At 62.1% G+C, this 13880-nt stretch carries 15 protein-coding genes; 11 read left to right on the top strand and 4 right to left on the bottom strand.

What is annotated here, in order from left to right; all coding sequences use genetic code 11:
* Positions 1–50: 50 nt before the first annotated feature.
* Both AWU82_RS06160 and AWU82_RS06155 read right to left on the bottom strand, forming a co-directional pair.
* The gene (locus AWU82_RS06160; RefSeq protein WP_064381289.1) at positions 51–998 is read right to left on the bottom strand and encodes a FecR domain-containing protein; all 948 of its coding nucleotides are present in this window, start codon (positions 996–998) and stop codon (positions 51–53) included.
* Entirely contained in the window at positions 995–1501 is a 507-nt protein-coding gene (locus tag AWU82_RS06155; RefSeq protein ID WP_011334510.1) for a sigma-70 family RNA polymerase sigma factor, read from the bottom strand. Before AWU82_RS06155 ends, AWU82_RS06160 begins: the two co-directional genes overlap by 4 nt.
* Positions 1502–1799: 298 nt before the next feature.
* On the opposite strand from AWU82_RS06155, the gene AWU82_RS06150 reads away from it, so the two are divergent.
* The 4 genes from AWU82_RS06150 to AWU82_RS06135 all read left to right on the top strand — a co-directional run bounded on the left by AWU82_RS06150 (position 1800) and on the right by AWU82_RS06135 (position 6770).
* Positions 1800–3518, top strand: coding sequence for a hydrogenase maturation protein (locus tag AWU82_RS06150; RefSeq protein WP_064381288.1), 1719 nt, complete (start codon positions 1800–1802; stop codon positions 3516–3518).
* A 60-nt stretch (positions 3519–3578) separates the two neighbouring features.
* Positions 3579–4442, top strand: coding sequence for a LysR family transcriptional regulator (locus AWU82_RS06145; RefSeq protein WP_041475306.1), 864 nt, complete (start codon positions 3579–3581; stop codon positions 4440–4442).
* A 109-nt stretch (positions 4443–4551) separates the two neighbouring features.
* Positions 4552–5697, top strand: a complete 1146-nt coding sequence (locus tag AWU82_RS06140) for a sterol desaturase family protein (protein ID WP_064381286.1) — start codon at positions 4552–4554, stop codon at positions 5695–5697.
* Between the two features lie 56 nt (positions 5698–5753).
* Positions 5754–6770: an SMP-30/gluconolactonase/LRE family protein gene (locus AWU82_RS06135; protein ID WP_371915535.1), complete on the top strand. Its 1017-nt coding sequence runs from the start codon at positions 5754–5756 to the stop codon at positions 6768–6770.
* A 146-nt stretch (positions 6771–6916) separates the two neighbouring features.
* Here AWU82_RS06135 and AWU82_RS06130 read toward each other — a convergent pair whose 3' ends face one another.
* Together AWU82_RS06130 and AWU82_RS06125 are read right to left on the bottom strand one after the other, a co-directional pair.
* Entirely contained in the window at positions 6917–7087 is a 171-nt protein-coding gene (locus AWU82_RS06130) for a hypothetical protein (RefSeq protein WP_170928923.1), read from the bottom strand.
* Positions 7088–7196: 109 nt separating this feature from the next.
* Positions 7197–7439 (bottom strand): HP1242/YdcH family protein, encoded by a 243-nt coding sequence (locus tag AWU82_RS06125; protein ID WP_039768852.1) that lies wholly within the window; start codon positions 7437–7439, stop codon positions 7197–7199.
* 205 nt (positions 7440–7644) lie between these two features.
* Between AWU82_RS06125 and AWU82_RS06120 the strand changes: the two genes are divergently transcribed.
* The 7 genes from AWU82_RS06120 to AWU82_RS06090 all read left to right on the top strand — a co-directional run bounded on the left by AWU82_RS06120 (position 7645) and on the right by AWU82_RS06090 (position 13833).
* Positions 7645–8166, top strand: a complete 522-nt coding sequence (locus AWU82_RS06120; RefSeq protein ID WP_064381282.1) for a DUF4142 domain-containing protein — start codon at positions 7645–7647, stop codon at positions 8164–8166.
* 240 nt (positions 8167–8406) lie between these two features.
* Entirely contained in the window at positions 8407–9258 is an 852-nt protein-coding gene (locus tag AWU82_RS06115; RefSeq protein WP_064381281.1) for an STAS domain-containing protein, read from the top strand.
* A gap of 3 nt (positions 9259–9261) precedes the next feature.
* On the top strand, positions 9262–9624 hold the full coding sequence (locus AWU82_RS06110; RefSeq protein WP_011334518.1) for an STAS domain-containing protein: 363 nt from the start codon (positions 9262–9264) through the stop codon (positions 9622–9624).
* The gene (locus tag AWU82_RS06105; RefSeq protein WP_011334519.1) at positions 9621–10025 is read left to right on the top strand and encodes an anti-sigma regulatory factor; all 405 of its coding nucleotides are present in this window, start codon (positions 9621–9623) and stop codon (positions 10023–10025) included. Before AWU82_RS06110 ends, AWU82_RS06105 begins: the two co-directional genes overlap by 4 nt.
* On the top strand, positions 10022–11032 hold the full coding sequence (locus tag AWU82_RS06100; RefSeq protein ID WP_064384089.1) for an ATP-binding protein: 1011 nt from the start codon (positions 10022–10024) through the stop codon (positions 11030–11032). The genes AWU82_RS06105 and AWU82_RS06100 overlap by 4 nt, the downstream gene beginning before the upstream one ends.
* On the top strand, positions 11025–11900 hold the full coding sequence (locus AWU82_RS06095; protein ID WP_011334521.1) for a sensor histidine kinase: 876 nt from the start codon (positions 11025–11027) through the stop codon (positions 11898–11900). The genes AWU82_RS06100 and AWU82_RS06095 overlap by 8 nt, the downstream gene beginning before the upstream one ends.
* A complete protein-coding gene (locus AWU82_RS06090) occupies positions 11890–13833 on the top strand; it encodes a PAS domain-containing hybrid sensor histidine kinase/response regulator (protein WP_064381279.1) in 1944 nt (647 codons plus the stop codon). Before AWU82_RS06095 ends, AWU82_RS06090 begins: the two co-directional genes overlap by 11 nt.
* Positions 13834–13880 lie beyond the last annotated feature (47 nt).

Genomic DNA, 13880 nt, shown 5'->3' with positions numbered 1-13880 from the left:
GCGGCACGGCGCTTTTTATAGGGGGACGGATAGACCGGGAAGTTATGGATTTATAACCGCGCTTCAATGCTGACCCAGTACGGGTTGTGCCAGGTGACACGGATCGGCAACGAACGCTCCAGCAGTTGCAGGGTGCGGTCGCTGTCGTCCAGCGGATAGAGACCGCTGAGACGCAGACCGGCAACCTCCGGGCTCAAGTGCAGGATGCCGCGACGGTAGCTGCGCAGGCTGTCGATGACTTCGCTCAAGGGCCGATCACGCACTTCAAGCCGCCCTTGGACCCAGGCACTCTCCTGCCCGTTGCCGGGTTCCAGCGCGAGGATTTCCTGAGCGTTGAACAGCAGACTTTCGCCCGCCTCCACCACTTGCCGCGCGCCGCTGGCGGTGACCACTTCGACCTGTGAATGCAGCATCACCAGCCGCGTCGAATCGTCACCGCGCTGCACCAGGAATTTGGTCCCGAGCGCACGCATCCGCCCATGCTCGGTTTCGACCACAAACGGCCGGGCCAGATTTTTCGCCACATCGATCAGCAGTTCACCGCTGCGCAAGTCCAGCAAACGCTCGATGTTGTTGAAGCGTGGTACCACGCGGCTGCGGGCATTCAACGTAAGGGCGCTGCCATCCTCCAGCGTGAATTCCCGACGCTCGCCGGTACCGGTAGTCAACTCGCCGGCCTCGGGCAACCAGCCATAACGTCGACCGAGCAAACCGGCCAGCACCGCGATACCGAGCACGCTCAAACTGCCGCTGAGGAATCGACGGCGACTGGACGGCGCATTCAGGCTGTGCAACACACTCTCACGCGGCAAGCCGCGCAGGTTCGAATGGCGTAGCAGGCTCAGCCCGCCGCCCATTTGCTCGATGATCTGCTGATGCCGTGGATCCGCCGTGCGCCAGGCGTCGAAGGCGGCGCGCTCCTGCAAGCTGACATGCCCTGATTGCAGCAGCGCCATCCATTGCGCCGCTTCGTCGATCAGCGTTTCGTCCGGCCTCATGCCTGCATCGCCTGATAGCAACGCTTGAACGCCTCGACCATGTATTGCTGCACGCGGCTGGTGGACACGCCGAGGCGTTCGCCGATTTCGCTGTAGGTCAGGCCGTCGAGTTGGTGGTAGAGAAACGCCGCCTTGGCCTTGGCCGACAGGCCGTTGAGCAAGCGATCCACCGCCAGCAGCGTTTCGATCACCAATTCCCGTTCCTCGGGCGACGGATGCACCGGTTCCGGCGCCAGCGCCAGGCTTTGCAGATAAGCGCGCTCCAGATCCTGCCGGCGCCAGCCTTCATAGACCAGCCGCCGGGCAATCGTGGTCAACAGCGCGCGGGGTTCGCGGATTGCCAGCGGATCGGGCAGCGCCAATACCCGAAGAAAGGTTTCCGAAGCAATGTCCTGTGCGCTGTGCGGGCAACCGAGCGTACGGCTGACCGCCGCGCACAGCCATCGGTAGTCCTTTTGGAACATCTGCCCGATGACCTGGTAATGCGGGTTGTGACTCCCCATGCGTTACTCCCTGAAAACGGGTTCCACCCGCTGCGAAAATCCATGGATACGCCGGGATCTTCCGGCGGTGATCAGGGATGCGACTGTGCAATAGCGCCTGAGACATTTGAAGTAATAAAAAATCAGGATCAGCAAACCTTTGAGAATAAGGCACGTCGTCGCCACGGCAATATTGGCTGACACAACGTTGATCTCGATCAGTGGCGCGAGCCACGCCAGTCACTAACCTTGCGCCTCCATCGATAGCCACGGACGGCTCACAGGGAGCCTGCGGCTGACCTTTCAAGGAAGAACAATCATGCGATCACTCAACATCATTCTTTTGTCGTCGGCGTTCAACGGCCTGACTCAGCGTGCATGGCTGGACCTGCGCCAGGCCGGGCACTCGCCGAGCGTGGTGCTGTTCACCGACGAAGCCGCCGTGTGCGAACAGATTGAAAACAGCGGTGCCGACCTGGTGATCTGCCCGTTCCTCAAGGACCGTGTGCCCCACGCACTGTGGAGCAATCCGCAGCGCCCGGTCGTCATCATCCACCCCGGCATCGTCGGCGATCGCGGTGCCAGCGCACTGGATTGGGCGATCATGCGCGAGCTGCCGTCCTGGGGCGTGACCGCCCTGCAAGCGGTGGAAGAAATGGATGCCGGCCCGGTCTGGGCCACCTGCGAATTCAACCTGCCAACGGGGCTGCGCAAATCCGAGCTGTACAACGGCCGGGTCAGCGACGCGGCGATCTGTTGCATCCGTGAAGTGGTGGAGAAATTCATCGACGGCTTCGTGCCGGTGGCGCTGGATTACAACGATCCGAAAGTGCGCGGGCGTTTGCAGCCGAACATGAAACAGGACGACCGCACCTTCAGCTGGCATGACTGCTCGCGCTTCATCAAGCGCTGCATCGATGCGGCGGACGGCCAGCCCGGCGTACTCGCCAGTCTCGCCGGCGGACAGTATTACGTATACGACGCGCACCTCGACCAGCGCACCGGCATGCCCGGCGAAATTCTCGCGGTACACGACGACGCGGTGCTGGTGGCGACCGGTGATCACAGCCTGTGGATCGGCTCGTTGCGACGCAAACCGCAACCGGGCGAGGAAACCTTCAAGCGTCCGGCGCGGCATGTACTGGCCGGGCAACTGGCGCACGTGCCGGTGCTGGACTGGTCGATTGCCAACGCGCCATTCAGCGACGAGCCGTATCAGCCGATCCGCTATCGCGAGTCCGGCCAGGTCGGCGAGCTGACGCTGGAGTTCTACAACGGCGCCATGAGCACCGAACAATGCCGGCGCATGGTCGAGGCGTTGCGCTGGGCCAAGTCCCGCGACACGCAGGTACTGTTGATCAAGGGCGGGCGCGGCAGTTTTTCCAACGGCGTGCACCTGAACGTGATTCAGGCCGCAGAAGATCCAGGCGCCGAAGCCTGGGCCAATATCCAGGCCATCGATGATGTGTGCGAAGAATTGCTCAGCGCGCGGCAACTGGTGGTCAGCGGGGTCACCGGCAATGCCGGTGCCGGCGGTGTGATGCTCGCACTGGCGGCCGACATCGTGTTTGCCCGCGCCGACATCGTGCTCAACCCGCACTACAAGAGCATGGGCCTGTACGGCTCGGAATACTGGACCTACAGCCTGCCCCGCGCCGTCGGCCCGGCCATGGCCGAACAACTGACCCAGGCCTGTCTGCCGGTCAGCGCTGCTCAGGCGCTGCAACTGGGCATGGTCCAGGAAATCGGCCCGCGCTGCCCGGACGAGTTTTCGCTGTGGCTGCTGCAACGGGCCAACAGTGTGCTGAGTGATCCGACTTATGCGCCGGTGCGCGAACGCAAGCTGCGGGTCGATCATGCGCTGATCCGCCAATGCCGCGAGGCGGAGCTGCAAGAGATGCAGGAAGACATGCTGTACAACCGCAATCAGTTTGCCGAGAAGTGCCGCAACTTCGTGTACAAGCGCAAGACTTGCTGTACGCCGGCGCGGTTGGTGGAGGAATGGGCGCGGGTGCATGAAGTCGAAGTGGCTGACTGAACAATGACGCGGTCCCGGGGCTGCCCGTACAATGCGCGCACCTCAACCACCGGCCCGCCCATGGACATCGACCTCGCCCGCACCTTTCTGGAAATCGTCCGCCACGGCAGCCTCGCCGCGGCGGCGGAAAAGCTGTTCGTCACGCAAACGGCAATCACCGCCCGGGTGCAGAAACTCGAAAGCCAGTTGGGCAGCACTCTCTTCGTGCGCAACCGTGCTGGCGCACGCCTGACCGCCAACGGCGAGGCCTTCGTGGTCTACGCCAATCAACTGGTGCAGACCTGGGAAGCGGCGCGCCGCGACCTGCCTTTGCCCGAGGGCTATCACAACGTGCTGCACATCGGTGGCGAGGTCAGCCTGTGCAACCCGCTGATGCTCAGTTGGGCGGCCGAATTGCGCGAGAAAATCCCCGGTCACGCCCTGCGCATGGACATCCGCGACGGCGAAAACCTGCTGCGCCAGCTCGAACTGGGGGTGCTCGATGCCGCGCTGGTCTATCAACCGGAATACTGGCCGGGGCTGCAGGTCGAGCAGGTGCTGGAAGAAAAACTGATTCTGGTGACCACGCCCGGCCGCCCTGCGCCCTACGTGTACATCGACTGGGGCCCGGACTTCCGCCGCCAGCACGACGCCGCCCTGCCGGAAAAGGCCAAGGCCGCCCTGAGTTTCAACCTCGGCCCGCTGGCCCTGCAATACATCCTCGAGAACGGCGGCAGCGGCTATTTCCGGACCCGGGTGGTGCGCACCTATCTGGAAAGCGGCGCACTGGAGCCGGTGACCAAAGCCCCGGAATTCGGCTATCCGACCTACCTCGTCTACTCCCGCGACCGCGACTCGGCGATCCTGCAACAGGCATTCGATCTGCTGCGCGAAGTGATCAAGGCCGATGACGACTGGTCGCAGCGCTGGAACCCGTTGAGCTGACGGCTGCCATACACCGGAGCATGGCACTTGTGACCTGAAGGTTGGCCCTGCACAAACGGCGAGATCGGCTACGCTGCCGGGATAACGACAATATCCGCAGGTGAGCGCAGTGAGGCAGACCACCGAGGCATTTCGCAGCCGCTATCGGGCGGCGATCCATCCCCGCTACAACCCGTGGCTGCACGGCGCATTCGTGCTGCTGTTCGGTGTTCTGGCCATCGGCGCGTTCTGGAGCAGCGTGCACCAGGTGCAACCGCTGGAATGGCTGGCCGTGCCACTGACCCTGCTGTTCTTCAATTTCGGCGTGTACATGGTGCACCGCCACCTCGGTCACCACAAAAAGCGCTTCGCGCGGATGTTCTACGCCCGGCATGCCGGCGATCATCACAGCTTCTTCACCCCCGGCCACATGACCTACGACGGCGCCCGCGACTGGCGGGTGATCCTGTTCCCGGCCTGGCTGATCGTGCTGCACACGCTGGCAATCTCCCTGCCCCTGTGGTGGCTGTTTGCGCAGGTCAACAGCAACGTCGCCGGGTTGTTTGGCGGCTGCATGGTGTTCGGTTACCTGACTTACGAGGTGTTTCATGCCTGCGAGCATCTGCCGCCGCAGAACCCGCTGACCCGGCTGCCGTGGATCCGCCAGATGCGCCGTCTGCATGAGTTGCACCACCGTCGCGAACGCATGCAGGAGCGCAATTTCAATATCGTTTTTCCGTTGATGGACTATCTGTTCGGCACCCTTTACTGGGAGCCGGAAACCGCCCCTCTTACCGATTCGAGAACGCCCATGACCCGCATGCAGCACACCGTCGACATTGCCGGCGATCCGATCGCCGTCCTCGCTTACGCCGCCACCGTCAGTCGCTGGCCGGAGTGGCATCCGTCTTCGCTGAAGATCGACGGCCCGAGCGGTGCGCTGCATGCCGGCGCGCGATTCGACGAGGACATCCATGCCGGGGGACGCGAGGGGCATTTGAGTTGGGAGGTGACCGAATACCTGCCCGGTCGGCGCTGGTGTGCCCGGGCTCAGGGTGATCAGGGTCTGTCGTTGCAGCTGACCTATGAATGCTCGGCGCACGACGGTGCCACGCGGTTCGTGCGCACCCTCGATTACCAGTTCGAGGGCATCGGCCTGCGCATCGCCAACCATCTGCTGCTCAAGCGTCGCATCGAGCGCGAATCGGCGACTTCGATGCTCGCCCTGCGCGACATGGCCACCCGGCACCTGGCCCCTGCAGGAGCTCACGTGTGAAGTGGCGCTATCCAGTGTTGTTGCTGATCGTCGTCGTTGTGGCGTTCCTGCTGCTCATGCCGACCAAGGTCGAGCCCGTGGCATGGACGCCGCAACCAGCGCCCTCGCTGAGCGAAGGCCAGTACGCTGACAACCAGCGGCTCAAGGGTGTTGCACAGGTCGGGCCGAGCAATATCGAAGGTCCGGAAGCGCTGCTGCTGGAAAACGATTTTCTGATCACCGGCCTGCACGACGGTCGCCTGCTGCGCACCAGCCTCGACGGCCAGCAGCGCAAGGTGCTGGCCGATACCGGCGGCCGGCCGCTGGGGCTGGCGCGGCATCCCAACGGTTTGCTGGTGATCGCCGACGGGGTCAAGGGTTTGCTGTCCCTCGACGCACAGGGTCAGCTGGTGGCGCTGACCACCGAAGCCAATGGTCTGCCGTTCGGCTTCACGGATGACGTGGCGATCGACAAGTCCGGACACTACGCCTACTTCAGCGACGCCTCGAGTCGCTGGGGTTACGGTCACGATGGCGAAGCGATCATCGAACATGGCGGCGACGGACGCCTGCTGCGTTACGACTTCCAGACCGGAAAAACCAGCCTGTTGCTGGACAAGCTGGAGTTCGCCAACGGCGTGACCCTCGGCCCGGAAGACGCTTATGTGCTGGTCAACGAAACCGGCGCCTACCGCATCAGCCGCTACTGGCTGACCGGCCCCAAGGCCGGCACTCACGATCTGTTCATCGACAACCTGCCGGGGCTGCCGGACAACCTCGCCTTCAATGGCCGGGATCGGTTCTGGGTGGCGCTGTACACGCCGCGCAATCCGCTGCTCGACCGCACCGCTGAACACCCGTTCGTACGCAAGATGATCGTGCGGGCCATGACCGTGCTGCCCAAACCGGTGGAGAAACGCGGGTTCGTGTTGGGGCTGGATCTGGACGGCAAAGTGATCGCCAATCTGCAGGACGCCAGTGCCGGCAATTACTCGCCGATCACCACCGTGCGCGAGTATGGCGAGTGGTTGTATTTCGGCTCGCTGAAGGCCACGCACATGGCGCGGATGCCATTGGACGCCGCCTTGAAGTGAGGCTTTGAGATTTGTGATGAATCGGCTGACGTCATCGCTGGCAAGCCAGCTCCCACAGTTACTGCGTTGATCGCGGAATCTGCAGACGACGCAAAACCTGTGGGAGCTGCGGTGCGACGATTCGACTTGCCAGCGATGGCGGACTATCAGTTACTGGATCGATCGAACTTGTCCGGATCCTCATCCTCCGGCACTTCCTCGCTCTTGCGTTCTTCTTCAGGACTACGAACGGTGTGCGCCGGACTGTTGGGCTCGGGATGGGTAGGAACCGGGTCGAATGCACCCTGCTCTTCACTGGGAAATTTAGGATCTTTCATAAGGCACCTCGGTAAGAGTCGCGATGTAAAGACTCTGAACATTCGAGGTGCCGGTCGCAGCTATCGTTCCAGTCGTTTCACCAGCGAGGGCCGGTGGCGCGACTGACGGTCAGGATCGGGCCTGCAACTGCTCGACGATCTTGTCTTTGACCTGCAGGCGTTTCTCTTTGAGTTTCTTCAGGGTGTCGTCGCTGGGTGCATCCGAGGTCGCCGTCTCGGCCTTGACGACTTCGGCGTCCGCCTGGGAATACTTGTTGATCAGTGCATCCAGATGTGGATCCGCGGTGCGTCGTTGCTGGATCTCTTCCTTTGTCAGTTTCAAGTCCTGTAACAAATCATGGGTCACCGGCATGGAACACCTCCGTCAGTTGATCGGCAGCCAACGCGACCGATTGCGCTGGCCAGGTATCAGAATGGCCTCGGTTGGCCACTTCTGTCGACCACCTGTCAGACCAGCGGTGTCCGTTCGTCGCCCTTTCGCAAATGCGATAAAACCTTTGGTCGGCGAACTTCCTCCATTGAATAACGCTCACAAAAACCTGCGTGGAGAAACACCAATGGACGGATTCAAACTGCGTCACCTCTTTCTGGCTGTCGCCCTCAGCACCGGCATGGGTTCGGCCTTTGCCGCCACCGACAACGATTTCGTCGATAACGCAGCGGCCGGCGGCATCGCCGAAATCGAAACCAGTCGCCTGGCGCTGGAAAAAAGCCAATCCGCCGACATCAAAGCGTTTGCCAACATGATGATCACCGACCACGGCAAGGCCAACGATGAACTGGCGACAATTGCCAAGGCCAACGACATCGAGGTGCCGGACACCACGACCCTGGTCAAACAGGCCAAGGAAAAAATACTCGAAGTCCGTGATGAGTCGTTCGACGCCGCCTATGCCAACAATCAGGTCAAGGCGCACGAAGAAACCATCGAGCTGTTCAAGAAACAAGCCAACACCGTGACCGACGACAAGGTCAAAGGCGCCACCGAACTCAAAGCCTTTGCGCAGAAAATGTTGCCCGGTCTGGAAAAACACCTGGCCGCCGCCAAAGAGCTACAGGCCAAACACCCCAGCAAGTAACCGCCAGGTACTCAAAGAGGCCGCCTCCATTGGACGCGGCCTCTTTGCGTTGGGGCCTTGTTGCAAGCAAAAGATCAGCATTTGCGGCCACGCCGACTAGAGTTACCGGTGCATTGCTTGCGGCAGATCAAAAATATCCTCGCGGGAACGAACAACTATTTCGAACGGCCAGGGTCATTCACTTCGCGCCGGTCATTTTCCGAAGATCCGGCCCCCAATTCGCAATGGAGCAACAGGCACATGGCAGCACTGCAGAACAGCACACTTAATGCGATTAAAAACAATCAGGTTCAACTGCTGGGCGAATGGATCAACGGGCTTCAAACCACCGGCGCTACGCGCAACCTCAAAGAACACGACATACAGCAACAGACCGGCGAATTCCTGCAACTGGTGGTCAGTGGCCTGGAAAACGACAGCGGCACCAACATCGCCGCGCCGGGCTGGGAAGGCATGCGCCAGTTCCTCGAAAAACTCTCCCACAGCCGCGCCCAGCTCGGTCAGGATTCCCAGCAGACCGCCAGCTTCATTTTCTCGCTCAAGGGCCCGCTGTTCGCCCTGCTGCAAAACCATTATCGGGACCAGCCCGCCCTGCTCGCCGAACAGCTTTGGGAAATCTCCGAACTGTTCGATGCATTCGGCCTGTACACCATTCGCACGTTCCAGAAGTCCCGTGAAGCGGTGATCAAGCGCCAGCAGGAAGAACTGCTGGAGCTGTCGACCCCGGTGGTCAAACTGTGGGATGGCGTGCTCGCCCTACCGATGATCGGCACCCTCGATTCACAGCGCACCCAAGTGGTGATGGAATCGCTGCTGCAACGCATCGTCGACACCGGCTCGGAAATCGCCATCATCGACATCACTGGCGTGCCAACCGTCGACACGCTGGTCGCCCAACACCTGCTCAAGACCGTGACCGCGATCCGTCTGATGGGCGCCGACTGCATCATCAGCGGCGTGCGTCCGCAGATTGCCCAGACCATCGTGCACCTGGGCCTCGACCTGCAAGGCGTGGTCACCAAAGCCAATCTGGCCGACGCATTGAAGCTGGCCCTGACCCGTCTGGGCATCACCCTCACCAAGACGGTCTGAACAATGGAACGTATCCCGATTCTTCAGATGGGTGACTTCCTGCTGGTGACCATCCAGGTCGACATGCATGACCAACTCGCCCTCACCCTGCAAGACGACCTGTCCGAGCGCATCAGCAAGACCTCCGCGCGCGGCGTGCTGATCGACATCTCGGCGCTGGACATGGTCGATTCGTTCATCGGCCGGATGATCGGCACCATTTCCGGCCTGTCGAAAATCATGGACGCTGAAACCATGCTGGTCGGTATGCAACCGGCAGTGGCGATCACGCTGGTGGAGCTCGGTCTTTACCTGCCGGGCGTCAGCACCGCGCTGAACGTCGAGCGCGGAATGAAACTGCTGCAGGAACGAGTACGCCAGCAATGACCGTGCGCAGCAGCGGTACCCAACCGATCAACATCGAGCAGGATGTGGTGCTGGCGCGGCAAACGGCGCGCAAGCTGGCCACCGAGTGCGGCATGCGCCTGATCGACCTGACCAAACTGGTGACCGCCGTCAGTGAACTGGCGCGCAACACCATGGTGTATGGCGGTGGCGGAGACATGGACTGGCAGATCCTCGATGACAACCACAAGGTCGGCCTGCGCCTGACCTTTCGCGATGAAGGCCCGGGTATTCCCGACATCAAACTGGCGATGACCGACGGCTGGACCTCCGGCAGCGGTCTGGGCCTGGGCCTGACCGGGGCCAAGCGACTGGTAGATGAATTCGAACTGGACACCGAGCCCGGCAAAGGCACTCGCATAACGATCACCCGATGGACATGAACATCAGCGGGACATTGACCCAGGTGTTGGTGATCGAGGACAGCAGCCAGATCGGCCATGCCCGGCGTACGGCCCAGCGTCTGGCCGAGCAACACGGTTTTGGCGAAAGCGATGCCGGCCGCGTCGCGCTGGTGGCCACGGAGCTGGCGAGCAATGTGCTCAAGCATGCCGGGCACGGCGAACTTCACTTGCGTCTGTTGCCGCGTCAGGGTGACGACGGCATCGAGATGATTGCAGTCGACCGGGCGCAGGGCTTTGATCTGGATGCGTGCATGGCCGATGGTTTTTCCACCGGCGGTACTCAGGGCATCGGCCTGGGCGCCGTGGCACGCCAGGCCGATGTCTTCGATGTTTTTGCCGATCATCGCGGCGCGGTGCTGCTGGCTCGTTTATACCCACGCAGCGACCGGCAGGTGGATATGCCGTATGGTGTCAGCCAACACTCGCTGCACAACGACCCGGCCTGCGGTGATGTCTGGCATCTGGCGATCCACGGCGCTGACGTCAGTGCTCTGGTGGTCGACGGTCTGGGCCATGGCGAGGACGCCGAGCGTGCGGCCCGCGCCGGTGAAAAGGCCTTTGCCTTGAATCCGTTCGGTGCGCCGACGCTGCTGATGGAAGACATGCACCGTGAGATGATCGGTAGCCGGGGCGGCGCGGTGGCATTCGCGCAGTTTCACGCCGGCCGTGCCAGTCTGTCGTTCACCGGTGTCGGCAACATCGGTGCCAGCCTGATCGCTTCCGACAAGTCGCGCGGACTGGCCTCGCATCCGGGCATCGTCGGTGGCCAATACAGAAAAGCCCAGCCTTTTGACTATGCTCACGTGAACGGACATCTATTGATCATGTATAGCGACGGCTTGCAGTCCCGCTGGAACCTTCAGGATTACCCCGGTCTGGTGCATCGCCATCCCGCCGTGATTGCCACCGTCCTGCACCGCGACTTCTGCCGCGGGCGCGACGATGTCACCGTGCTGGTGGTTGCCCTGGAGTCCGCCCATGACTGAGTCCCCGACCTTGAACAACGCCGAACAGGCTGCGTTGATCGCCCAGTTGCAGAGCGAAACCGCTGCGTTGCGCGAAGAGCTCGACGAAACCAATCAGGGCGTGCTGGCCCTGTACGCCGAACTCGACACTCAGGCCGAACAACTGCGCCAGGCATCCGACCTGAAAAGCCGTTTTCTGTCGTACATGAGCCACGAGTTCCGCACGCCGCTGGGCTCGATCCTGAGCATCAACAGCCTGCTCGCCGACGAACTCGACGGCCCCCTCAGCCCCGAGCAACACAAGCAGGTGGCGTTTGTCAGCACCGCCGCCCGGGAACTCAGCGACATGGTCGACGACCTGCTCGATCTGGCGAAGATCGAGGCCGGACGCATCAGCATTTCTGCGGCGTGGTTCGACATGTTCGACCTGTTCGCCGCACTGCGGGGGATGTTCCGGCCGATTGTCGATGCCACGGCCGTAGACCTGATTTTCGAAGAGCCGGTAGGCCTCCCGCGTCTTTACACCGACGACAAGAAGCTGGCGCAGATCCTGCGCAACTTCATTTCCAACTCGCTGAAGTTCACCACCCGTGGCGAGGTCCGGATCTCGGCGCGTCTTGAGGGTGAGGGCAAGGTGCGGTTCGCCGTCAGCGACACCGGCATCGGTATCGCTGCGGAGCTGCACGGCACCTTGTTTGAAGACTTTTCTCAGGTCGACTCACCGCTGCAAAAACGCCTGCGCGGCACCGGGCTCGGCCTGTCGCTGTGCAAACGCTTCGCTGAATTGCTCGGTGGTGAGGTTGGTGTCGAAAGTACGCCGGGCGTGGGCTCAAGTTTTTTCGTGATCATTCCGCTGGCACTTGCCCAGGAGAACGTCGATGAAACATGACATCCGTCTGTTGATCGTCGATGACAACGTCGCCACTCGCTATGCCTTGCGCCGACGGCTGGAGCGCCACGGTTACGAAGTGCTCGAGGCCGGCACCGGCGGCGAGGGGCTGGCCCTGATTGCCAGTCAGTCGCTCGATGCGCTGATCCTCGACGTCAACCTGCCGGACATGAGCGGGTTCGACATCGTGCGTAAACTGCGCACCGACCCGGGCACCGCCCTGCTTCCGGTGATCCACGTGTCCGCCGCGTCGATCCAGACCGGCGACATCATCACCGGCCTCGATGCCGGGGCCGATGCCTACCTGATTCATCCGGTCGATCCCGACGTGCTGCTGGCAACGTTACGCACCCTGCTGCGGGTGCGTGACACGGAGAACGCGTTACGCGAAAGCGAGGCGCGTTTCCGCGAGATCTTCGTCAATGTCTCAGCCCCCATCGCGGTGCTCGATGCCGATCTGAAAGTCCATGAGTGCAATCACGCCTTTTCCCAGCTGATCCAGGATAATCGCGACCCGCAGACCCTCAGCGAATGCTTTGCCGAGGATCAGAGCGCGATCCTCGACGAACTGCACCTGCGACTGGTGGACGGCGAGCGCTGGAAGGGCACGCTGAACATGCGCGTGCAGGGTGAGGTCCGCGAGACCGAATGGCAGATTTCGCCCTATCGGACTCCGAAGCTGAGCCTGGTGTTCGTCGAAGACGTCACCGAACACCGTCATCGCGAGCGCTCGCACCTGGCGCAGCTGGACGACACCACCACGCAACTGGCCAAGGAAGTCGCCGACCGGGTACGCGCCGAATCGCAACTGCTGCAAGTACAGAAAATGGATGCGCTGGGCAAGCTCACCGGCGGCATCGCCCATGACTTCAATAACCTGCTGACCGGGATCATCACCAGCCTCGAACTGATCCAGAAACGTGTTGCCGATGGCCGAACGGACAAGGTCCAGTTCTACGCCGAAGCGGCTCTGAACTCGGCGAGGAGCGCGGCCTCGCTCACCCATCGCCTGTTGGCGTTTGCCCGTCAGCAACCCCTCGACACCCGTCCGGTCGACATCAACAGACACGTCCGCTCGCTCGAAGAATTGCTGGTGCGCACCATCGGCGAACGCATCGCCCTCAAGCTCGAATTGACCACCAAAGCCGCCATCGCGCTGGTCGATCCGATTCAGCTCGAAAGTGCGGTGCTCAATCTGGTGATCAATGCCCGGGACGCATTGCCACGGGGCGGCAATATCTGGGTCAGCACTTACGCGGCGTACTCCCACGGCGACCCGAACCTCGCCGATGGATCCTACGTGGCGCTATCGGTGCGCGATGACGGTACCGGCATCGAGCACAACGTGATCGACAAGGTGTTCGAGCCGTTCTTCACCACCAAGCCGCTGGGCCAGGGCACAGGGCTGGGGCTGTCGACGATCTACGGTTTTGCCCGTCAGTCCGGTGGCGATGCGCACATCCGCAGCGTCGCGCGACGCGGCACCGAAGTGACGATCATGCTGCCGGCCACCAGCGATCCGACCGCTGTCGATGTGGCCCCGGTGACCATTGATCCGCAAGGCTCGGGCGAACATGTGTTGATCGTCGAAGACATGCCGGCGGTACGCCTGTTCGTCACCGAAGTGCTGGAAGACGCCGGTTACCGCTGCACCCAGGCCGGTGATATCGAAACGGCGCTGGAACGCTTGCAGAACGACGCGTCGATCGACCTGCTGCTGACCGACGTCGGTCTGCCACGCATGACCGGCCGTGAATTGGCGGACGTTGCCCGGGGCTGGCGCGAAGCGCTGCCGATCCTGTTCATGACCGGTTATGCGGAAACCGCGATCAACCGGCAGGTATTCCTCGGAGCCGGCATGGACATGCTGGTCAAGCCGTTTCAAATCAGCGCACTGCTGGACAAGGTGCGTCGCACCCTCGACGGTGCCTGATACGCCGCCATCGCGGGCACGCCCGCTCCCACAGTTTTTTGTGCCGT

It is taken from the genome of Pseudomonas glycinae, from assembly GCF_001594225.2.
GTDB lineage: Bacteria > Pseudomonadota > Gammaproteobacteria > Pseudomonadales > Pseudomonadaceae > Aquipseudomonas > Aquipseudomonas glycinae.
The sequence above is the reverse complement of the archived record's forward strand: the minus strand, read 5'-3'. Positions and strand labels throughout refer to the sequence as shown.